Genomic DNA, 22,575 nt, shown 5'->3' with positions numbered 1-22,575 from the left:
TCTGTTTTGAGTGCAAATGTATCAATCATTGCAGACCATATCATTGCCACAACATATTGGTGATTTAATTTGTCCACATCCATTAGGACATTTTGCTACTTGAACATGTCCATTCTCAGTTTTAACAATATCACTAACTAATTGTGTGTTGCATTTGCTGCAGGTTAAGTTTTTCACGCCCATCCCACACTTATGGCACTTGTATTCCATGAGCAAACTCCTCGTCAAATAAATTTCATGTCTCATATAGATTATGGACGCGTCAAACCGAAGATCACTTAGGGTTTACCCTAGTGCAGCACTTAATGCCTCATCAATATGATATTCATCAAATACCTGTACACCATGCTCCATCAATAGTGCTGCGGTAACCCCCTCTCCTTGCATCAATGTGCGCGAAAATGTCCCGTCATAAATCATCTCAGCCCCACACGAAGGACTCCTTGCCTTCAAAATAGCAACACGAATATGATGTTGCTTTACCAACTCAAGTGCTTTTTGTGCACCACGTAGAAAAAAATCAGTAACATCTTGATTATTGCTTGTTTTTACTGAAGCAGCTCTCTTTAATACATCAACACCTGATTTTTTATCTTGAATCTCGGCGGGAGGTCTTGGTGTGGGCAAGCCCCCGGCCATTTCAGGACAAATAGTGATTATGTTTCCTTCATTAAACCATTGCTGTAACAGAGGATGGCTTTGCAAACAATCACCGCCATCATAACGAACTTTTTGACCAAGAAGACATGCACTCATCAGTATTTTAGACATAAAAATCTCTGTAGTTAAACAATCACAGGACGGTTCATTTCCGTACTGCACATAGGCAACCTAAACTCGTTTTATAACTTAAGCCCCCGTAACCTGAGCGCATTAAAAATCACAGATACAGAACTTAATGCCATCGCGGTTGCCGCAATGATAGGATTGAGTAATAGCCCAGTTAGCGGATACAACACTCCAGCAGCCAAGGGCACACCCAATCCGTTATAAACAAAAGCAAAAAATAAATTCTGACGGATGTTGCGCATGGTCGCGCGCGATAAATGATGTGCTTTAACGATGCCACTCAAATCACCATGCAACAAAGTAATACCAGCACTCTCAATCGCAACATCCGTACCAGTGCCCATTGCAATACCAATATCAGCAATGGCCAACGCGGGCGCATCATTTACGCCATCGCCTGCCATCGCCACAATCAGACCTTTTTCTTTCAACTCACTGACCACTCGACGCTTATCTTCAGGCATAATTTCAGCAATCACGGTGTTTATTCCTAATTGCTGTGCAACAGATTCTGCCGTTGCTTGACTGTCTCCAGTCAACATATAGACCTTGATTCCATTTTTTTGCAGTTCATCTATAGCCTTTGATGTACTCGGTTTAATGGGATCCTCAACTGCTAGAATCGCAATCGTTTCACCATCGACCGCCAGAAACATTACAGTTGCTCCTTGTGCGCGTAATTCATCTGCATGCTGAATCAGTACGGTGTTACTTGTTCCATATTCTTGCATCAGTTTTAAATTACCCAATGCAATTTTCACACCATCAACCTTAGCAATAACCCCTTTCCCAGAAACTGCTTCAAAATCCGATACAGTAGCAAGCGATAACTGTTTTTCTTTTGCAGCAGTCATGATTGCATACGCAAGCGGATGCTCGCTCTGATGTTCCAATGCAGCCGCCAAAGCCAATATTTCATTGGTTTCAAACTCTTTGTCAGTAATAATTTGGGTGAGTTGAGGATGTCCCAGCGTCAGAGTACCAGTTTTATCAACCACGAGTACGTTAACCTTTTCCATCTGCTCCAGTGCTTCAGCATTTTTGACTAACACTCCATTTTGCGCGCCTTTGCCCACACCAACCATAATGGACATGGGCGTTGCGAGGCCTAAGGCACAAGGACAAGCAATAATGAGCACTGAAACGCCTGCTAGCAAGCCATAACTCAATGCAGGTGCTGGACCAAAGAAAAACCAAATAATAAATGCCAGTATTGCAACCAAGATTACTGCAGGAACAAACCAACCTGAAATGCTATCAGCCAATCGCTGAATGGGGGCACGGCTGCGTTGTGCTTCACTTACCATCTGTACAATATGTGAAAGCATGGTGTCACTGCCTACATGTTCTGCCCTCATCACGAAACTACCATTCTGGTTTATGGTCGCGCCAATTACTTTTGCCCCTACATCTTTGCTTATAGGCATCGACTCGCCAGTAACCATGGATTCATCCACATGACTGTGTCCTTCGAGCACCTCTCCATCCACGGGAATTTTTTCACCTGGACGAACTCGCAACTGATCACCTACCCGCACATGATCTAGGGTTACCTCCTCTTCGTTACCGTCCTGATCAATTCGGCGAGCACTTTCAGGCGCTAAATTCAATAAAGCACGGATAGCACCGCCCGTTTGCTCTCGTGCTTTTAATTCCAGAACTTGTCCGAGCAAAACCAAAGTGGTGATGACTGCTGCTGCTTCAAAATAAACATTGATTATTCCTTGATGTCGGAATGCCACAGGAAAAAGACCAGGAAACAATAGACCTATGCTACTGTAAACCCAGGCAACACCTATCCCCATTGCAATGAGAGTAAACATATTCAGGTGACGTGTTTTCAGTGAAAGAAAGCCGCGCTGGAAAAAAGGAAATCCACACCATAAAACGACAGGGGTTGCTAAAACAAACTGAGCCCAAGCAGAATGATTCGCTGAAATAAAATGGAACAAATGTCCGCCCATTTCTAATACAACAACCGGGATACTCAAAATCAGTGCCAGCCAAAATCGATACTTCATGCTTTTGTATTCAAGATTTTCTTGTTCTGCAGAAGTAGTTTCTGGCTCTAAGGCCATACCACAAATGGGACAATGTCCAGGACCCGATTGACGGATTTCTGGATGCATAGGACATGTATAAATTCCGGTCACAGTTCGCTGTGCATTCGAGTTAGATTGCTTATGCATCTGATAATGTTGATGACACGATTCATGCGCATTCTCGGGCGTAGAAAGCGTTTTATGGTGCTCGTGCTCACCATGCCCATGTTTCATAATTCACATATCCTTATTTTTTGCCTTGCCCACTTCATCTCAATCAAAGTGAACCAGTCATGAACTCTGGCATAATTCATAACCATTAAATAAAGTATATATTTGTTTAAAAATATGTCTATTGAGACAATCCCTATCTGATAAGAGACAATTGATAATCCATACGAAAAAGTGACAATCCCTCTGTTTTTTTGTCAACAAATTACCGGACATATACAGGATGCAGGGCGTGGCTAAATTTTTGAGATTCGCAAGAATGCGAATTACTCACGAATTAAATCTGCAACATTGTATTCATCACGTTCTAATACCTTAGCAATGACCTAAATATAAACTAGGAATAGCGCTTCTGTCGAAACAAGAAGACCTAGACTATACTACTTATAGAAAGGCTAGATTATTATAAGTTTTAAAAGGTCCTCTCATTTTCCAAAATAATCTCATATTAATGGCGGTAAGATGGAAGCTTGTCCAGAACTATAGGCTCTAATTTATAGACAAACTTTAATAATGGGACACTCGTTCATGTCTAATACAATTTTAAATAAACAATTTACAATTGGTAAATTGCATTTTGTAAATGAGTATGAAACGCGTGGTTTAATCTATGAAATTTTTTTATCAAAAAACTTATTTGTCAGATTATCTCACTTTAAGTCCCGGTTCGATCATTATGGACGTAGGAGCACATATTGGGCTTTTTCCACTGTTCGCTCTACGTCAATGTAAACATAATGCATTGATTTATAGTTTTGAGCCTATTCCTCAATGCCTCAAAAAGTATTTGACGCCATTTGAAGAGGAGTGCCACCTATACAACGTAGGCGTTGCTGATGTGGCTAAAGATTGTCTTATTGAATTTACCGTTTTTAGGAAAGATCTTACGACAGCAACCTATAAGCCTCAGGATAAAATGATCTCTAATTATAATCATTTATTAGATTATGATAATTTATTAAAAATTGCTCGATATCAGAATAACTTATTGTATTATCAAATGAAATTTTTACCTTTTATGCGACCATACTTGATTAAAAAGAACTTTAAAAATCGAACAATGGAAACAAAAATTTTATGTAAACTGATATCACTTGGGCATTTTATCGAAAGAAATGCGATAAATCATATCGATTTTTTGAAAATTAATGTTGAAGGCACAGAATTTGAAGTTGTAAAAAGTATTGAGCTTAAACAGTTTTTTATGATTAAGCAGTTAAGTACCAAAGTGCATGATATAGACAATAGAGTAGAGTATCTTGCTGCATATTTGCGAGAACAAGGTTATCTTACTCGAATCAATAGAAATCCTATTTATGAAAAGTTGGGTTGGAACCAATATATGATAAGAGCAGTCTAATACAATGAAAGCAAGTAAACTTAGAAAAATACATCGATTTTTAATGCAGTTGTCACCTATTTTACGCATAGCATTGATTCGCTGGCTTTATAATAAATTTGCCTCGAATAACAAGTCGAAACAATACGTTTTTCTGAATTATGGTTATCATGATGAGACTACCTTAGCGTTAAATCGTGAGGATGAGCCTAATCGATATTTTATTCAGCTTTACAATCGCGTCGTTAGAGATATCGATTTAGAAAACAAAGATATTGTTGAGGTCGGATGTGGTCAGGGCGCTGGTGGCATTTTCTTATTACAGTATAAAAAACCACATTCTTATATAGGCATTGATTTGTCTGATAAAGCAATTGCAATCTGCCAGCGTAACTCCAAATGGGACAATGCGTGTTGGATTCAAGGGCGTGCAGACTCCCTACCTATTCCTGACCATAGTGCTGATGTGCTTGTCAATGTAGAATCATCTCATTGTTATCCTTCAATGGAGCAATTTCTGAGTGAAGTCTGGCGTGTACTGCGACCTAATGGTTATATGGCTTTTACCGATCTACGCCCGTCTTCGGAGGTAGCACTGTTAGACCAATGCATCAGTGCCTCCGGATTACAAGTGCTTGAGCGAAGTGATATTACGCCTCAGGTGCTTGATTCGTTAACTCGTCTGTCAGATAGACGGAAAGCCCATATTAATGCAACGTATTCACCCATATGGCGGCAAGCGGTTCGTGACATATCAGCGGTGAAGGGTTCAGTTACTTACAATGGGTTTATCAATGGGCAACAGCAGTATCTTTGTTATTTGTTACAAAAGAAAAGCGCAGAATGACATCTTGCATAATCTAATGAGGTAACATGATGCAGACAAAAAAAGGACATCAAAATAGCCTAAACAACATCCTGAATGAGCCGATAGCTATTATTGGCATGAATTGTCAGTTCCCTGGGATTAATGCTGATGTTGAAGATGTCGATGCGTTTTATGAGATGTTACTCAACGAACAGACTTCAATTAAAGACGTACCTGAAAATCGCTGGGATATTAATCAATATTATGATCCAGATAGGCAGAAAGAAAATAAAATAGTAAGCCGTAAGGGCGGTTTTTTGCATGATCCTCAATTATTCGATGCTGCTTTTTTTAAAATATCGCCCACTGAAGCCAAACAAATGGATCCGCAACAACGTTTGTTTTTAGAGGTTTCTGTTCGTGCTTTAAATCATGCCAACATACCAATTGATTCATTAAAAAATTCCAACACTGGGGTCTATTGTGGTGTTTCTACGCACGATTATAGCCAACTGAATTATAAAGATAAGATCACATTTAATGCCTATACCTATATTGGTTCTGCTGATAGCGCGGCGCCAGGAAGACTGAGTCACTTTCTTAATTTAAAAGGCCCATGCATGACGGTCGATACCGCTTGTTCTTCTTCACTGTCGGCACTTTATCTTGCCACGATGGCATTAAGAAATCAGCAGTGTGATATGGCAATTGTTGGCGGAGTCCATCTGAGCCTGTGTCCTGAAATTTTTATAGGGGTAACGAAAGCGAACATGCTTTCCGCTCTTGGCCAATGCAGCAGCTTTGATGCTGCCGCCGATGGTTATGCACGTAGCGAAGGTTGTGCTGTAGTGGTTATAAAACGACTTCGTGACGCGCTCAAAGACAATAATAAAATCCTCGCAGTGATTAAAAGCATTGTCATGAATCAAGATGGCGGTGGAGGAATGGGTATGGCTGCGCCTAACATCGAGGCGCAAATTACAATGCATCAGGCCGTATTAGCACAAGCGCATTTAGCAGCAAGTGACATTGACTATATTGAAACCCATGGCACTGGTACGATCATGGGCGATTCTGTTGAGTTTAATGCGATTCAACACATACACCAAGGCCATCACACCAAAGACAATCCATTAATTGTCGGTGCATTAAAAAGTAATCTAGGACATACGATTTCTGCATCAGGCATTGCCTCAGTCATTAAAGTGGTTGCCGCATTAAATCATGAGCTCATTCCTGCTAATTTGCATTACACGACCCCAAGCCCATCGATTGATCCCGAGAGTATCCCGGCACTTCTCCCAATTCAAGCGATACCTTTTGCGAAGCAGGCTAATAAAAAACGGTACACGCAAGTATCCAATTTTGGTTTTACGGGTACTAATGTGAGTGCGCTCATTGAAGAGCCGCCTGATGTGTCATTAAACTCATCCACAGTGCATCACAATCAACCTGAATGTTTTGTACTTTCTGCACATAGTGAATATTCATTAAAGCAGATGCTGGCAAGTCACTTATGCTATTTAAAGGAATCCTCTGCAAGCCTGCACGATGTGTGTTCTACCTTAATCAATTGTCGAGACCATTATAAATTTCGCTGTGCCATCATTGCTGATAATAAAGAAGAATTAATTAAAAAAATTGAAGCAAAAACGTATGTGCTGAATAAAGTAACCCGCAATAAAGATCTAAAAATAATCGAACACGATGCGCAACAAGTTTATGAGCATTTTCTCGCAGGAGACACGATCAGGTTCGATAAAAACAAAATGATATACCAGCAAGTTGATTTGCCCTTGTATTTTTTTGATAGAAAAACTTATTGGCATGATAAAGAGAATAATGACACAGCAATCGATGTACCGGCACCTAAAGATTGGATCTTTCACCTGGAATGGCAGCAACAAGTCGCTGAGATACATCAGCGCAAACCATCAGACAAACCTTGGTTGTTAATAGGAGCCAAACAATTAGCTCCTGGGTTTATAGAGCAGGGATTGTCCATTGTCTTGGATGAGGATAACCATTCATTAGACACATTGGATGGGATTATTTTTGCAGCAGACTTCGAGTCAGTGACAGCAAAGGATATTGAGACGCATATCGATTTACAAAAGAACACGCTAAAAAAATTATTGAACCTGGTTCAAGAGTTACAACATAAAACAATTGAATTACGGCTCATAATCCTCACTACCAACACGATACCAGAGCTTAGTGGCGACATTTTGAATCTTGACTGCAGTGTACTTTTGGGGTTTTGCAAGACTTTAGCTTTAGAGTTACCCCAATATCAAACGATGCTCATCGATCTGGACAAGCATGATGCAGGTCATTATTCGACACAGATAATGAATGAAATTCATTATAATCATGGCCAAAATTACGAGCATGTCGTGGCGTATCGTAATGGCCAACGATGGGTCTCCCGTTTAAAGAGGACCACACTACCTGAAGAGAAAAGAACGTTACGAGGAGAAGGCCGCTACCTTATTACGGGTGGGACCGGTGGTTTAGGTCTGGTAACTGCGCAAGCCTTGCTATCTGTTGGTGCCAAAGAATTAATTCTTGTCTCAAGGCATGTGGATAAGCCTGAATTAAAAGCACGGATTAAAAAAATTCAATCTTTTTATCCAAATCAAATAATTCGTACAGTAGGTTTAGATATTACCGATAAAGAAAAACTACATAGTTTATTGCTAGAGAGTAATGCGGATGGTTTGCTAAAGGGCATTGTTCATGCAGCTGGCATCTCAATGAATGCGCCATTGCTTGCACACCAAGAGGACGACATTGATTCTTTATTTTCTGCCAAGATAAAAGGCGGCTGGTATTTACATGAATTAAGCCAACACTGCGATCTGGATTTTTTTATCGTCTACTCTTCTATTTCCTCGGTATTTGGAAGCAATAAAGAGTCAGTCTATAGTGGCACCAATAGTTTTTTAGATGCCCTAATTGCAGAGCGCCGACGTTTGGGCTTGGTAGGTACAGCAATTCAATGGGGGCCTTGGGCTGAAGCGGGGATGGCAGAAAAACGAGCACGCGATCAAGGTCTAAAACAAGCATTCATTCATAATGATCAAGGCCGCGCGTTCATTAATCTCTTAATCAGTAGCCCATTAAGCCATGTCACCATTATATCTCCAGAATACCTCTCGTTTATGCTGGATTTTGTGTCAAAACCTCGGCCTTTATTTTATCAGCATCTAGCTGATGATCTGGCTGGAGTTGAGCATAAGAGTAATGAAAGTACATCACCATGGCTGAATGATTATATGAAGATGGGTGATAATCAAAAAAGTATCGCCTGCAAGAATATGGTCTCTACACTGTGTAAAAAAATCCTGGGATTACCAGAAACTGAAGAGTTAGAGGAGCACGAAGGATTTTTTGAGCTTGGTTTTGATTCGTTAATGGTTACTGAAATAGCGACCAGGCTGAAGGAAAAGCTGCAACCTGTTCTTAATGTAACCGCCACCATAGGTTTTGATTATCCCTCCATAAACAAACTTGCCCAATATGTTGAATCGGAATTGCAAAAGAACCTTGTGCAAACGAAAGCGTTGCGGTCATCACCAGAAGATACTGATGATTCAATTGCCATAATCAGCATGAGTTGTTCCCTACCCAATGCCGCCGATGTTGCAGCTTTTGAGACCTTGCTCGAACAAGGGCTAAGTGGGGTGCAGGACATTCCCCTTGCACGTTGGGACAATAAAAAATATTACGACCCTGATCCGGATGCTCCAGGCAAATCCTACATCACGAAACTGGGGCTCATCGACAACATCAAAGCATTTGATGCGCAGTTTTTTGGGATTAGCCCCCGAGAAGCGCCGTTTATCGATCCACAACAACGTCTTTTTTTAGAACAATGCTATCAGGCATTGGAAAACGCCAACTACTGCGTGCACTCCTTACGGGGTAGCTTAACTGGGGTTTTTGCGGGAGTGGGTGCATCGCATGAGTATTATTCACAACTAGAACAAATAGGCTTGTCTCCTGATGAGCTGGGGATGTATGCGGTCACGGGTAAGGCATTGAATATGATTCCTGGGCGCGTCACCTATACCTTTGATTTCAAGGGACCAGCAGTGAGCTTTGATACGGCGTGTTCTTCTTCCTTAGTTGCGATTCATTATGCCTGCCAAAGCTTAAAAACTCGGGAAATCGATTTTGCGCTGGCCGGCGGGGTGAATGTGTTGTTGCGTCCGGAAAGCATTGTTAATCTGTGCAAAGCAAAAGCCTTATCGTTGACAAGCCAATGCAAAACCTTTGATGCAGAGGCCGATGGGTATGTGCGCGCGGAAGGATGTGGGGTGTTATTTCTAAAACGCCTTGCTGATGCCGTGCGCGATAAAGACCCGATTTTAGCGGTGATTAAAGCCTCTGCCATCAGTAATGATGGAAGGACGGCAGGACTCACCGTGCCTAATGGGAAAAGTCAGGAAGCGGTCATGCGCAAAGCTTTAGGTCAGAGCACTTTAGCGCGTAGTGACATCAGCTACATTGAGACGCACGGCACCGGCACGCCTCTTGGCGACCCGATTGAGGTGCATGCCATTAATCAGGTCTATGGCGGACAACGCAGTGCAGACAATCCCTTGTATCTGGGGGCTGTGAAAACCAATCTGGGACATCTGGAAAGTGCAGCCGGTGTGGCCAGTATGATTAAAGTCATCTTGAGCTTACAGAAAGGAAGAATCTATAAAAACATTAATTTTCATCACCTCAATCCAAAGATTCAACTGGATAATACCCGTCTTGCCTTACACACGATGGATTGGCACAGTACAGCCCCCTTAAAATGCGCTGGCATCAATGCGTTTGGTTTTAGTGGTACTAATGCCCACGTCATTGTGCAGGAGTTTCCTACCCAAACACCGCCCAAAAACATGACCGCCCAAACGAATGCCCTCGTGTTCTCTGCTAAGAGCCAGGATGCGTTGGATGGTTTGGCCCAACGCTATCAACAGTATTTAGCAACCACTTCCGATGCGTTTGCTGACATCTGCTTTACCGCAGCCACCTGTCGCGAGCATTATGCTTATCGCTTGGCGGTAGTAGCCCAAAGTACGGTTGAAGCCAGTCAATTGCTGCAGCAGGGTCTGGTTGTCACATCCTCTGCGCCCACAAAGATTCTGGATGTCGCCCCGGAACTTGCAGCCCTGGTGCGCGAGTACCTACAGGGTGGCGATGTGGATTGGCGGTATTATTACACCGCCACCCCGGGGATATGCAACAAAGTGATGTTGCCCAACTATGCATTTGCACGCCGTGAATTTTGGCTGGATAAAAAGGCGCCTACACCGCAGGTTAGCACCGATGACTTGGCCGTACAGTATCTGTACGAACTCACTTGGAATCCACTCAACAATACGGTGTCTCGTACCGCCGAGCTGCCCAAGCTGTGGGTTATCGCCCGTGATGAAGTACGCGCAGAAAAAGTATTAGGCGGGCTTGAGTATCAGCTCATCAAAGAGGTAGGCCAATTTCCAGAGGTAGCGCAGCAAAACATCGTGGTGCTTTACGAACAAGACCAGTTCCCTGAGCTGCTGCATTGGTGCCAACAGATGTTTCAACAGCAGCCGGCACGCTTTATCTTGGTCACCGAAAACGCCTATGCCATCAACGACAAGTACACCTCCGACCGGGTGAATCCGTACCACACCATGGCGAGTGCGTTTTGGAAAAGCTTTAGAAATGAGCTGGCATTTACTAAAAATTACACCGTTGACTTAGACGCACACAGTACCTTAAGTGACGTGTTACGTTATATCGTGCATACAACGAGTACTGAAACCCAATTTGCGGTACGCGATACCCTTTATGTGCCCAGACTTAAGAAAAAACAGCTGCCTGTGCCTACAGAGCCTCAGGTATTATTCGACCGTGAAGCAAGTTACCTTATTACCGGCGGTACCGGTGGTTTGGGCAAGCCCTTAATGGAGTATCTCATCGCGCGCGGGGCCAAACACCTCATCATCACCAGCCGCACAGCATGCACTGAGTCCATACAAGCGTTCATCGAGCAGGTGCGCAAAAAACAGGTGTCCATCACCCATCAGGTGTGTGATGCCAGTAACCTAGCGCAGATGGAGCAGCTTATCCAAGAGATAGAGCGCAGCGCATACCCACTCAGAGGGGTCTTTCATCTGGCAGGCGTCATTCACGATGAGTTGCTGGTGCATTTGAGTGCGCAGACCGTCGATGAAGTGCTGCAGGCAAAAATGAACAGCGCACTGATTTTGCATCAACTCACTCAAAAGCTGCACCTGGATTGCTTTGTGCTCTTTTCATCGGCGGCCTCTATTTTAGGCGCCAAAGGGCAGGCCAACTACGTTGCCGCCAATGGATTTTTAGATGGCCTGGCGCACCTGCGCCACCAACAAGGTTTACCGGCACTGGCAATCAATTGGGGGGCTTTTCACACCTTGGGTATGGCTGCGCAGAACATTGAGGCACTCGAGCACCGCGGTTTTATTCCTTTACCTCCTGAGCGCATGGACGTGCTGGATGTGTTGTTGCCAAGCCATGTACCACAAATCGTCGTCTGCCCCATTCATTGGGATGTGTATTTCAAAAACTCGTCAAAACCCAGCGAGTTCTCTGCACTCATGGAGAGGAAATCGCCTGCCAATCAACTCTCTATAACCGTGTTGCAACAGCAGTCCCTCAAAGAACGAGTCAGCTTCTTGAGCCAAACCTTAAGCGCGATTGCTGCCGATGTTTTGGGGTTGGAACACCGTGATGAGGTGGGTTTGAAAAATGATTTGTTCGCCATGGGTATGGACTCACTCATGGCGTTGGAATTAAGAAACCGCGTTCATGACCAATTGGGTTGTCCCTCACTAAGCCTGCCCATAGAGTATTTTATTAATGAACCCCGCATCGATAAAATCGCCAAAAACATTGCTCATGAATTAGATAAACTTGTCACGGATACCCCAACGCTGCCGCCTACTGCATCGCCAATCGCTGAAGAAGTTGCTCTGTGTGATTTTCAATACGTATTTTGGGTGCTCAATAAAATGGGGCATCCTTATAATATGGGTACGCAGCTACAGATACACGGCACACTTAACAAAGAATATGTGGCCCAGGCATTTGATTTTATTGTGAAACAAAATAGTGTTTTTTGGTTGAGTATTAATAAAGATGTACCGGTACAAACATTGAGAAAAGAAGGACTGTTCAAGCTAATCTATGAAGACATTTCATTAAGCAACGAACACACCGTGCTGCATGAAGAGTTTCAAAGCAATATGATGAGTGCCATTCCCTTAACAGAGCCCCCACTAATGCGCGTATATCTTTATAAGATAAATAGCGAATTACATGAGTTGCATATTGTGATGCCTCACATCATAGTAGATGGAACTTCATGTGGGATTATCTTTAATCAATTCAAAAAATGCTATGAAGCGCTTTTCCGTGGTAAAAAAATGATTCACAAGCCAGAAGAAGACTCGTTTCTTGACTATGTGAAAAAAAATAATCGTCTTTACGAAACCAATCTAAAAGATAAAGTTAATTTTTGGCGCCACTACAATCATAGTTTTAAGATGTTGTCACTTAGACCGAAAGATTATGTGTCTGATACAGACGAGCAAGAGAAGTATTTATTCCACTATCCTCTTGATTCACATCAGGTGGAACAATTTATAGAATGGCATAAAACAAAAAATATTAATGTCAGTACCGGCTTAATTGCTGCATGCCATATTGCTCTTTATAAACTGAGTCAGCAAAAGAAAATGCCGTTTGTTCTCATTCATAGTGGTAGAGAAGGAAGTCACTATAATTCCATAGTAGGCGTGTTCGTAGAATACAAAAGAATAAATCTTACCTTAAATGAGAAGGACAACTTTATTGATTTTGTTAAATCTATTGAGGAGCAATTCCTAATAACAGCACCCTATCAGAAATGCTCTCATATCATTAAGAATCGCGAGTTTAAAGGTGCAGGACTGGTAATAAGCCATTATTTACACTATGTATGGAATAAGCTCTTGCTGCAGAAGGATCTTAAAAAAAGTAAATTACATTCAATCCTCATTGATTATTTAATCAAGTATTTCAGTTGGGCACAAACGGTTACTCACAATAATTCGTTCAAAAATAAACTGAATCAACTACTTAAGTTAAATATACCTTTGAGAAAACCCGAGAGGCTAAGGGTCCTGGTTAATATCACGCCTTCTTTTTTTAGTAAAATAGTTACTGACAAAAATTTTGCAAATCTTAATTATGAGTATCCAAGTCATTACAGTAGTGAGAATCGTCCGATAAGCAACCGCTCTTTATGGATTTTATTTTCAAAAGACCAGGATGGACAGTACCAACTATCCATCAATGGACCATTAACACCACCTTGTAAAGATGAGATAGCGCATACATTCAATAAAATAATGGCTCAGTTATTAGAAAATGATGAATGTACTCTTGGAGATTTTCTAAGGTAAACGAAATTAGATTTGTAGCCTGAGTGCAGCGCAACGAAACCCGGGTTCCGCTGCACTGCACCCAAGCTACAAATACTTATCCAATACCACAATATCCATCTAATTTTTTACCAATTGACAAAATACATTCATCATCGCAATTTGTTCGACGTTCGTTGGAATCGCATCAAGCAAGGATGGTGAATAGACCACAATTGCCAAACACTGGGCTCTTGAAACCGCAACGTTAATTCTATTTTTATCAAAAAGAAAATTGAGTCCTCGAGGAGACTCATCCACATTACTGGCACACATACTCAAAAAAACAATCGGTGCTTCCTGACCTTGAAATTTATCCACACTTCCCACTTTAGCTTGTTCACCTAGTGCTGTTTTTAATTTACCTACTTGATGATTGTATGGGGCAACAAAAAGAATATCATCCCAACCGATCACTCGTTGCGAGCCATTTTTTTCCTTAAAGGTTCTCCCCAAAAGCTCCTTGGTTAATAACACAATCTGCTCTACTTCTTCATCACTGGCTTGAGTATTTCCCTCATGAAAAACAGGTATGGGAATAATGCCTGCCTCTTTATCTAGAACACCCGTATATCCCTTGGGAACCTGTATTAATTGATCTTCATTTTCTGCAGCAGTTTCCAGTTTACCCTCATAAATCGCATCACTAATAAACTGATTCACTGCAGGATGCATTCTATAGGTAGTACCTAAAAAGATGCCCATAGAGTCAGGAATAGTGGGGGTTGTATGCAATAAGTAATCCAATATAGATAGACCACTTTCTTCGGGGTGACTTCCTTGTGATGGTTGACCTAACTGCATTTGATCACCCATTAAAATAATATTACGTGTTGAACGACTCATCGCAATTAAATTAGCAACACTGACTTGGCCTGCCTCGTCAATAAATAAGTAATCAAACGCATCAACTAATTCTTCGCGAGCAAAACCCCAAACTGTGGTGCCGACAACACATCCAGGTTGGATAAACTCAATGATCTGTTTATTCTCCAATAAGTTAATGTCTAAAGCCGCAATTTGCTCATCCGTATTACGTGTACAGCCAAAGTGACCTTTTATTCCTTCCTTTTGGCAATAGGCAGCGGCACTCATCAACAAGTTATTAATCGCCTTATGGCTGTTTGAGGAAATACCTATTTTTTTTCCTCTTTGCACAAGTTCGGCAATCAAATGTTTTCCTGTATATGTTTTACCTGCTCCCGGAGGGCCTTGAAGCGTGAGATAACTGTTCTTTAAATTTAAAACTGCATGCATCATTTCCGCCAATCGTTCTTCAGGATGATGGCTTGGTGCAATAGGCATTCCTTGTTGATGATCTGTAATTCGTGGATACGATTTGCTCAAAAAATCCAGTATCGCTGTGTGTGCAAGTAGTCCCTGCTCAAATGATGTAGCCTGCTTCGTGATCGCCTCAGGAATCGAATGAGGATCGACATATTCATTGGGAATTAAAGTAATCGGATCATCAGGCTCATCTTTCATTTGTAATGCAATAATTCCATGCTCCAGATCACTATCGTCTTCATAATAATTAGCTGCTGCAGCCTTACCCTCTTCAGTTTCCTTACCTAGAATAAAATATTGTTTGGCACTTCCTTTAAACTCCTGTTCCGGATCAAAAAAATATTCGTAGACCAGGTTACGGGCTCTGGGCGAAGGTTTGTAGGCTGGCTTCGCAGTTCGTCGGCAGTAGGCCAAGCAATCAATGTCATCAAGTAACTCTTCTCCAGTTAAACCCAATCGTTCAAACATACGCCAAAACACCGGTTTGGCTTCACGTCGATGAAATTCAATTGACCATGCAAAAATCAGATTGATTTTAGCTAACTCAATATTTCCCTCAGACTTTAAACGCTCTGCTTGCGCCAACAATCGATCGCGTAATTGAATACGCTCGCCCAACTCTTCCTTAACCTCCAGTGCAACAAGTTCCGTTTTACCTAAGTAATTTATACCCTGTTCATTTTGCCGCGCTCTGAGCCACTCAACCAATTCTTGAGTGGAATTACAATCATCAATATTGTATGTGCGAATGTCATTTAATATTTTTGAGGTTTGCCAATTTTCCCCATCGGGATTTTCTCGCCAATGCTCATAAACAACGACAGAATCACCTCCAGATCCCACCGCCGTATCACGCTTACCTCGATATAAATGTTCTATATTTTTAATGGAATAGCGTGGTTCTCCAATAATCAGAGCACTTTTAACAATCTTATATAAATCAACAAATACTTCATTGCGTAAAAGCTGATCTACCTCATCCTCACACACGCCATATCGCCCCATTAATCGACGGCATGCAGAAATTTCGTAATTGGCATAATGATAAATATGCATTTTCGGATCTTCTTGCCAACGTTGATAAACCCAATGCACAAATGTCTGAAAAGCTTCTTTCTCCTGTTCGGGATTATGAGCCCAAAAATCCTTATACTGACGCTGTGCTTTTTCATCAAAATAGGTAATTCCCCAAAGATACTCCAAGCCACCTTCTTCAAGAGGAAACCCTTCAATATCAAAAAATATATCCCGTGGCGATGCAGGAGGTAACAGTGCCAATCCCTGTTTTTGTCCTGAAATCAGGGGAAGCAATTGATACAAAGGGACTTCCTTATCACTGCTTTCTTTTTGAATTTTAGCTTGTGCCTGCAAACGCACAAAACGTTCGGGCTTTATCCCTTTTACCCAGGAACACGTTGCCTGAGCTAAACCACTCATGGTCTTTATTCCTGCTTGATGTAATTTTTTAACTTGCCCAGAGGTAATGGTTGCGACCTGGATTAAATGATCTGCTTTAACTAATAACTCTTCAGCATAAGTATTCCAACGCCCCCAATTTTTCGATGCTGCAGGATCAGGACACTCACTGGGATTAAAACGCTCATGTGCCAATAAAAACTGTTGTTTCAGATTTTGATAAAAATAAAAATAATCTGCGGTACGAAAACGCTTTTGCTCCTGGTTTCCCAAAACGACAGTGAAGTATTCCGAACGCTCTCCTTGCATAGCAGCAAGCATTTCTACATAGCAACACAATTGCAGCAAAAAACTAGGTTTCACTGATTTAGCAAGCTTAGTATCCCAGACCTCATAACAATAATTCCCAAATCGACTTTTACCAGGTATTTTTATTAAAAAATCAGCATAGCCCTGAAATGGATCTAATTGTAAACGCGCTTGATAAATAACATCGGCGCCATCTTCCATTGCACTTAAAGTAGCGTCATAAGAATTCGCTTGTTGGCGCAAATTGACAACCGATAATCCTTGTTTTTCAAAAAGAGCCAATAGAGCCAATTCATGTTGATTTCCCAAATGTTGCAATACATCAATTAATTCATCTTTTTCATCAGGTGCAGGCAATAAATCGGGATGCACTACGGCAAGATGCTCTATCCAAGATACAAAAGGACTTGCCATAAATTGAGTAAGATCAGAAGGAGAAAAAACTAATCGGTTCGATTCGATATACATTTAGGCCAAAATTTATATTGGATTATCTGCAAAGTATACCAAAACATTCAGTCAATAAACTATTTCTCTAACCTATTGATTTTATGTATTTTTAAAATAGAGGCACGCTGTCTGAAAATAATATAAAATCCCACTCAATAATAACAATGTAGCCTAGGTGAAGCGTAACAAACCCAGGATTTCTGGACATAAATTCACGCCCTTTATTCCCGGGTTACGGCTACGACTTCACCCAGGCTACAAAGAACCACGACATATAGATTTCTCAAAATGATGGATAAAAACGAAAATATTTCCCCAGAACATCAAAAACTGGTTAACCGTACTATTGGCTTTTTATCAACCTCTGTTGCGCTTTATGCCCTGCTTCGTAAAGGCAATTACCGAGTTGCTTTTCTTTTGTATGAAAAAAGTGGCGGAGGTGGTTTGAATCTTTATAAAGAACAGGCAAGCGGCAAATTCAAGCGTTGCTTTGCTATTGATTATCATCCCTTTTGGGATAAAAAAACCAAACAATCTGCTTGGCGGTTGCATTATCATCGTGGTGAAAATGATAGCCAAATGAAAAAGCACAGACCCTATCAAGGTGGATGGTAATCTGTTTTTACATTATCGATTTTATCCAGTTCTGCACAAAAAATTCTGTTACTTTTTATAGCCTATAATTGTAATTATTACTCCAGAGTGAGTGAGCCATGTTTCATAATTTGTGCACATACACTCTATCTTTAGATAGAGAATTAAATGAAACCTGATGTAAGAAGAACGCGTCAATATGACTTGAAAACACTCTTAGAAATTGTCCAACCTTCGGAAGAAATACTATCAAGATTTGGGCATGCAGTGCATTTTATTCATTTTAATAGCCCACATAATGCAATACCTAAAGGGCGGCACTTTATAACAGGAAGTATTGATAAAAAAATCAAAGACACTACAAATACTGTATTAGCTGAATTAGATGCCCAACATAGACTCGATAATACCCTGTTCATTAACTTTACGGGCCATGAAGCGCCTGTTGCGAACGCATTGTATATGCATGGGATCGATTGCATCTGGCAACTATCCATTTTATGTGATGACACGTCGCAAACACGGATTATGGATCAGCTACAAGACGCTTTACCACGTAATGAACTGCTATCACTCGCTTCTGCATCACATGCTTCTTCATTAGGTTTAATATTGGAACCTAACCACGGGTTCACTGAAATTGATGCTGAAAAACTACCGTCATGGGAGCACCTCAAAACTTTTGGGGTGAAACAGATAGTGCTATTCACTGAGAAAAACCATAACCAAGGAAGATGTATATATCCACTTGATGCGGACTATTTCAACCGTGAAGCGAAATTTTATCGCTGGCTCCAATTAGCACCAAAAGATTTTCTTTTATTAGTTATTGGCGTAGGAAATTTTGCAGAACCTCCTGAAGAACATTGTCAGTCTATTGGGCCATTTTAAAAAAGAAAACCCTCGACTAGATAGTCTTCCAGCGGAAACGTCATCTCCGTAACATAGACTGGGCTGGTAAGCCCAGCATGTAACAACATACCGAAGTATTTCTTTAGGAACACCAGACTAAAATACTTGTTCATTGGGCTTGGTAATAGAACTTTCCCAACTTACTTAACAAAAGCTGCCTTAGGTTTTTCAAAATTATAAATTACCCCAAAAGCAAGTTGTGCAGAAACAGGATAAATTCGAGAATTTTTTGTAACCCCGCCAAAAGGATCAAAAAAGTGACTGCTGAATTTCTCGTAATTGGTTTGACTGAAATCAGCCATCATCGTCCATTGTGGTGTCAGGTTATAGCGCACTCCCGCACCGTAACGAATGCCGTTACGATTGGCAACTGAACTATGTATTGTTTCATCTGAGTTATGAAGTGCAACATGGCCATTCGCATAACCAATTCGTCCATAAACTACAGCACTCTCTGTGAGGAAGAAGCCTGGCAATGCACTTACGCCCTCACTATAGTGAATGGTAAAAGAAGTTTTCTTGAAATTATGATGGATATACTCTTTATTAACTAATCGATATTGAAGTGAGCTTGGATTAAAATTGCCTTCGACCGCTAAATAAAATCGATTGCGTACCCAAGAATAACCACCAAAAAAAGTGCCGAAAACACCAGCGCCTGAAAAATTCTCTTCATCTATCGCATTAAAGTCACCAAAATTATCAAAAACATGCGTTTTTTGAGTAAATTGAGCGTATTCAGGGCCAAAACCAGCACCAACATAAAATCCAGCAAAAGAAGGGTTAACTAATAATAAAGAAACCACCGAGCCCCAATATATCTTCCTTAACATTTTATTTCCTAAAAAGTGGTTAATAATAGCCGCAAAAAAACGGTAAGCCATTATATCAATTATAATTTTTATAGTGCAACTCGAAAAAAAATTTCTAATTCCGCCCTCAAACTGCTGTCTATGGTCTGTTGTTATGATTATGGATAATAAATTTGCGCGGGGTTCTTCTCTTTATCCACCACAGCAAAAGAAGTGAGTTGATGAGGGTGCGTTGTGGTTTTACTCATAATGTCCCAAATGCCATAATCGCGGATCAACTCAGCATCAGCAATAAGTGAACGATGACATCGCCAGGGTACTGCTTCAGCACACATGATTACCACTTTATGCCCTTTCTCTATGATGTCATTTAATTCATTAAGTCCCTCAAGGAACTCTTCTGTTTGCATGTAATCGGCAAATCCACGGAAACTTGCATTTCGCCATCCAGTATTGATGGAATTTTTATTCACCTTTCGTAAACCACCTAATTTAACCAGGTGTGTGTATGCAATTTTTTCTTTTGCAAGTGTTTGCTTGAATTCATCTTTATTAAACCAAGGAACGGTACGTGATTTAGGAATAGTCCGCACATCAATAAGATGAGTAACTTGATATGCATGGACTATTTCAAGAAATTCCTGCAAGGGATGTGTTGAGTGTCCAATCGTAAAAAGCTCAGGCATGGTAATACCCTCTTTTTTAGGCTGCTGCCCTAAACATCATGAGCAGGCTGTTGTTCTAAATTTTTAGCACTCACCCATCTTGGAAAAAAAGGACCTAACTTTTTAATAAAGTCATAGGCCATCAATAATGCACCAAGAGCAAATAACACGTCTCCCGGCAAGCGTAACCACTGCCACAACAACGTTGTATTATAAAACTCAAGGCTTCTTGAATGAGCAAATCCGTGTTCGTATACATCCATTAATTGTGCCCATCCCACAGGGAAGAAATTCAACACAATCCATAAAACAAGGCCTAGGTTATATAACCAAAATGCCCAAGTCCCCAAACGATCACTCCAGGGAAAACGATCACCTGCAGCATAACGTAAGCAAAAATAAATTAAGCCCAGCCCCAGTAAACCAAATGCGCCGAATAATGCGGTATGAGCATGGTTTAGAGTAAGAAATGTTCCATGCTCATAATAATTGACGAGTGGCGCATTGAGTGTACCTCCACCAAATACTCCAGCACCCACAAAGTTCCAAAAAGAAGCGCCCAAAATATAGAGAAACGCCAAATTATACGTAAACAAATGTTGGCGTTTAATTAATTGATAATTTTCGATTGCATCAATAATAAGAAGGACTAAAGGTAATACCTCAATAAATGAAAACATGCTTCCTAATGGTACCCATAGATCCGGCGTACCCGTCCAATACCAATGATGTCCTGTACCGATAATACCACCTAAAAATACCAGAATTGTTTCAAAATACATTGTGCGCTCTGCCAGGGCTCGTGAAACTAATCCAGTTCCCATTAGAAGATACGCTGTGGCACATGCCGCAAAAAACTCAAAAGATTGCTCCACCCAAAGGTGCACTACCCACCAACGCCAAAAATCGGTAATCGTGAACGATTTCTCAATCCCCGTTAATGGGATCATTCCAAAGCAATACAATACAGCAATATTTATAGTACTTGCCCAAAAAAGATGCTCCAAGCGAATCTGTCCAGTCCAAAATGCAATGGTAGCGTTTTTTAAACCACTCCATGTAGGCCACATTCCACGAAAAACAATAAAACTCCAAAGGAAAAGTCCAATACAAAATCCAATTTGCCACAATCGACCGAGCTGCAAATAAGACAAACCCTGATTGCCAATCCAAAACCAGGTATCATTCACATAGCCCATAATTCCTATATAATTGCCAACAATTGCCCCGCCTACAATAAACAGAGTGACCCAAAATAAAAGATCAACAAAAAATCCTTGCTTTTTTGCTTCTTTTTTACTGATAAGAGGTGCCATAAATACAGCAGAGCTAATCCAAGAAAGAGCAATCCACACAATGGGGGTTTGAATGTGTACATCACGCAAAAAATTAAAGGGTAAATAATCATTAATCTTAATTCCATAAAACCCCGTACGTTCAGTATAGTAATGCGCCATAATTGCACCTACAGCAATCTGCAGCAGTAGAACAAGCGCCACAACAATAAAATATTGACCTACCTTACGCTGACTAGGTGTCAGTGTCTCAAACCCCAAAAAAACAGGTGTCTTAAACGCATCATCTGGAGCACTCAAATATCGATGATAAATAAAAAGCACAGCACCAAAACCCAAGAATACAAAACAAAAGGATACCCAGGTCCAGTAAAAAGTGTGTGCTGTTGGATGATTGCCCATAGTAGGTTCATAGGGCCAATTATTGGTATACGAACTCGTTTGTCCTGGCCGATGTGCAATCGTAGTTAAGGAAGAATAAATAAGAAAATCTGCAGTTTGCAAAGCACTTTTCTCATCCAAACTGTACGCTTTAGTCCAACCTGCTTCTGGATCATGTTGAAGTAAGGTTTGCGAAATTTGCGTACGTAGTTGCGCAATTGCATCAGCAACTGGCTGAGACAAGACACTGATTTGCGCATTCAAATCAGTATGCTGCAGGTCCTGTTGCATTGTTTGGCGCACAACATACTGTTGTCCTACATCCAGATTCATAAAGGGTTTGCCAAACTGTTGTTGCGCTATTTTATCCTCAGTCATTCTGCCAAGGCTTACTAAATATTTTGCGGTGTAATCTTCACCAAAATAAGAGCCCATTCCATAAAGACTCCCGTAATCCATAAGATCGGCACGTTGAAAACCTGCTTTACCTGCAACAATATCATCCGCTGTCATAACGACCTGTCCAGAAGAAGTTTGAAATTGTTGCGGTAAAGGGGGAGCAAGCTGGTAGGTTTTATAGGTTCCCCAAATCAATACGACAAAACAAATGATCGCTGTAATTAAGAGAATCCATTTTAATACATTGGCGACTTTATCGGAGCTCATAGGCTCAGTAACACTATTTTGGGGTGTACTATCCATCCAGCACATTCCTTGTGTGAGAAATTTTTAGCTTAAGGGATTAATTTTACAGAAAAA

11 protein-coding genes and 1 pseudogene are annotated in these 22,575 nt (G+C 41.0%); 6 read left to right on the top strand and 6 right to left on the bottom strand.

Going from position 1 to position 22,575, the window contains the following annotated elements; translation table 11 throughout:
• Window positions 1-285: 285 nt before the first annotated feature.
• Complete coding sequence (locus BGO44_RS04975) at window positions 286-771, bottom strand: 2-thiouracil desulfurase family protein (protein ID WP_058512032.1); 486 nt, start codon at window positions 769-771, stop codon at window positions 286-288.
• Window positions 772-842: 71 nt separating this feature from the next.
• Window positions 843-3,065, bottom strand: coding sequence for a copper-transporting P-type ATPase (copA, locus tag BGO44_RS04970; protein ID WP_273198856.1), 2,223 nt, complete (start codon window positions 3,063-3,065; stop codon window positions 843-845).
• Window positions 3,066-3,672: 607 nt separating this feature from the next.
• On the opposite strand from copA, the gene BGO44_RS04965 reads away from it, so the two are divergent.
• From BGO44_RS04965 to BGO44_RS18650, 4 genes and pseudogenes are all read left to right on the top strand, one after another.
• A complete protein-coding gene (locus BGO44_RS04965) occupies window positions 3,673-4,422 on the top strand; it encodes an FkbM family methyltransferase (RefSeq protein ID WP_273198858.1) in 750 nt (249 codons plus the stop codon).
• A gap of 4 nt (window positions 4,423-4,426) precedes the next feature.
• Complete coding sequence (locus BGO44_RS04960) at window positions 4,427-5,248, top strand: class I SAM-dependent methyltransferase (RefSeq protein ID WP_058512030.1); 822 nt, start codon at window positions 4,427-4,429, stop codon at window positions 5,246-5,248.
• Window positions 5,249-5,277: 29 nt separating this feature from the next.
• A pseudogene (locus BGO44_RS18655) lies at window positions 5,278-10,512 on the top strand (SDR family NAD(P)-dependent oxidoreductase); the annotation flags it as partial.
• A 273-nt stretch (window positions 10,513-10,785) separates the two neighbouring features.
• Window positions 10,786-13,677 carry an SDR family NAD(P)-dependent oxidoreductase gene (locus BGO44_RS18650; protein ID WP_502688216.1) on the top strand — a complete coding sequence of 964 codons (2,892 nt, stop codon included), beginning with the start codon at window positions 10,786-10,788 and terminating at the stop codon, window positions 13,675-13,677.
• Between the two features lie 99 nt (window positions 13,678-13,776).
• On the opposite strand, the gene BGO44_RS04950 is transcribed toward BGO44_RS18650, so the two are convergent.
• A complete protein-coding gene (locus BGO44_RS04950; protein WP_273198863.1) occupies window positions 13,777-17,175 on the bottom strand; it encodes a TM0106 family RecB-like putative nuclease in 3,399 nt (1,132 codons plus the stop codon).
• A gap of 270 nt (window positions 17,176-17,445) precedes the next feature.
• Between BGO44_RS04950 and BGO44_RS04945 the strand changes: the two genes are divergently transcribed.
• Both BGO44_RS04945 and BGO44_RS04940 read left to right on the top strand, forming a co-directional pair.
• A complete protein-coding gene (locus tag BGO44_RS04945) occupies window positions 17,446-17,772 on the top strand; it encodes a hypothetical protein (protein WP_058512027.1) in 327 nt (108 codons plus the stop codon).
• A 147-nt stretch (window positions 17,773-17,919) separates the two neighbouring features.
• Window positions 17,920-18,642 (top strand): hypothetical protein, encoded by a 723-nt coding sequence (locus tag BGO44_RS04940; RefSeq protein WP_273198866.1) that lies wholly within the window; start codon window positions 17,920-17,922, stop codon window positions 18,640-18,642.
• Between the two features lie 161 nt (window positions 18,643-18,803).
• Here the strand turns inward: BGO44_RS04940 and BGO44_RS04935 are convergent, their stop codons facing one another.
• The 3 genes from BGO44_RS04935 to BGO44_RS04925 form a co-directional block, all read right to left on the bottom strand.
• Window positions 18,804-19,496: an outer membrane protein gene (locus BGO44_RS04935; RefSeq protein ID WP_058512468.1), complete on the bottom strand. Its 693-nt coding sequence runs from the start codon at window positions 19,494-19,496 to the stop codon at window positions 18,804-18,806.
• Between the two features lie 137 nt (window positions 19,497-19,633).
• The gene (locus BGO44_RS04930) at window positions 19,634-20,161 is read right to left on the bottom strand and encodes a DUF488 domain-containing protein (protein ID WP_273198869.1); all 528 of its coding nucleotides are present in this window, start codon (window positions 20,159-20,161) and stop codon (window positions 19,634-19,636) included.
• A 29-nt stretch (window positions 20,162-20,190) separates the two neighbouring features.
• Window positions 20,191-22,518: a nitric-oxide reductase large subunit gene (locus BGO44_RS04925; protein ID WP_273198871.1), complete on the bottom strand. Its 2,328-nt coding sequence runs from the start codon at window positions 22,516-22,518 to the stop codon at window positions 20,191-20,193.
• Between the last annotated feature and the right edge of the window lie 57 nt (window positions 22,519-22,575).

The sequence above is a fragment of the Legionella sp. 39-23 genome (assembly GCF_001897665.1).
Lineage (GTDB): Bacteria > Pseudomonadota > Gammaproteobacteria > Legionellales > Legionellaceae > Legionella > Legionella steelei.
This window is presented reverse-complemented; position numbering and strand designations above follow the sequence as displayed.

Bases quoted from the DNA above. Each gene is read 5' to 3' on its own strand.
- BGO44_RS04940 (WP_273198866.1), top strand. From the start codon at position 17,920: ATGAAACCTGATGTAAGAAGAACGCGTCAATATGACTTGAAAACACTC.
- BGO44_RS04925 (WP_273198871.1), bottom strand. From the start codon at position 22,518: ATGGATAGTACACCCCAAAATAGTGTTACTGAGCCTATGAGCTCCGAT.
- BGO44_RS04935 (WP_058512468.1), bottom strand. From the start codon at position 19,496: ATGTTAAGGAAGATATATTGGGGCTCGGTGGTTTCTTTATTATTAGTT.
- BGO44_RS04930 (WP_273198869.1), bottom strand. From the start codon at position 20,161: ATGCCTGAGCTTTTTACGATTGGACACTCAACACATCCCTTGCAGGAA.
- BGO44_RS18650 (WP_502688216.1), top strand. From the start codon at position 10,786: ATGTTTCAACAGCAGCCGGCACGCTTTATCTTGGTCACCGAAAACGCC.
- BGO44_RS04965 (WP_273198858.1), top strand. From the start codon at position 3,673: ATGAAATTTTTTTATCAAAAAACTTATTTGTCAGATTATCTCACTTTA.
- BGO44_RS04945 (WP_058512027.1), top strand. From the start codon at position 17,446: ATGATGGATAAAAACGAAAATATTTCCCCAGAACATCAAAAACTGGTT.
- BGO44_RS04950 (WP_273198863.1), bottom strand. From the start codon at position 17,175: ATGTATATCGAATCGAACCGATTAGTTTTTTCTCCTTCTGATCTTACT.
- BGO44_RS04960 (WP_058512030.1), top strand. From the start codon at position 4,427: ATGAAAGCAAGTAAACTTAGAAAAATACATCGATTTTTAATGCAGTTG.
- copA (WP_273198856.1), bottom strand. From the start codon at position 3,065: ATGAAACATGGGCATGGTGAGCACGAGCACCATAAAACGCTTTCTACG.
- BGO44_RS04975 (WP_058512032.1), bottom strand. From the start codon at position 771: ATGTCTAAAATACTGATGAGTGCATGTCTTCTTGGTCAAAAAGTTCGT.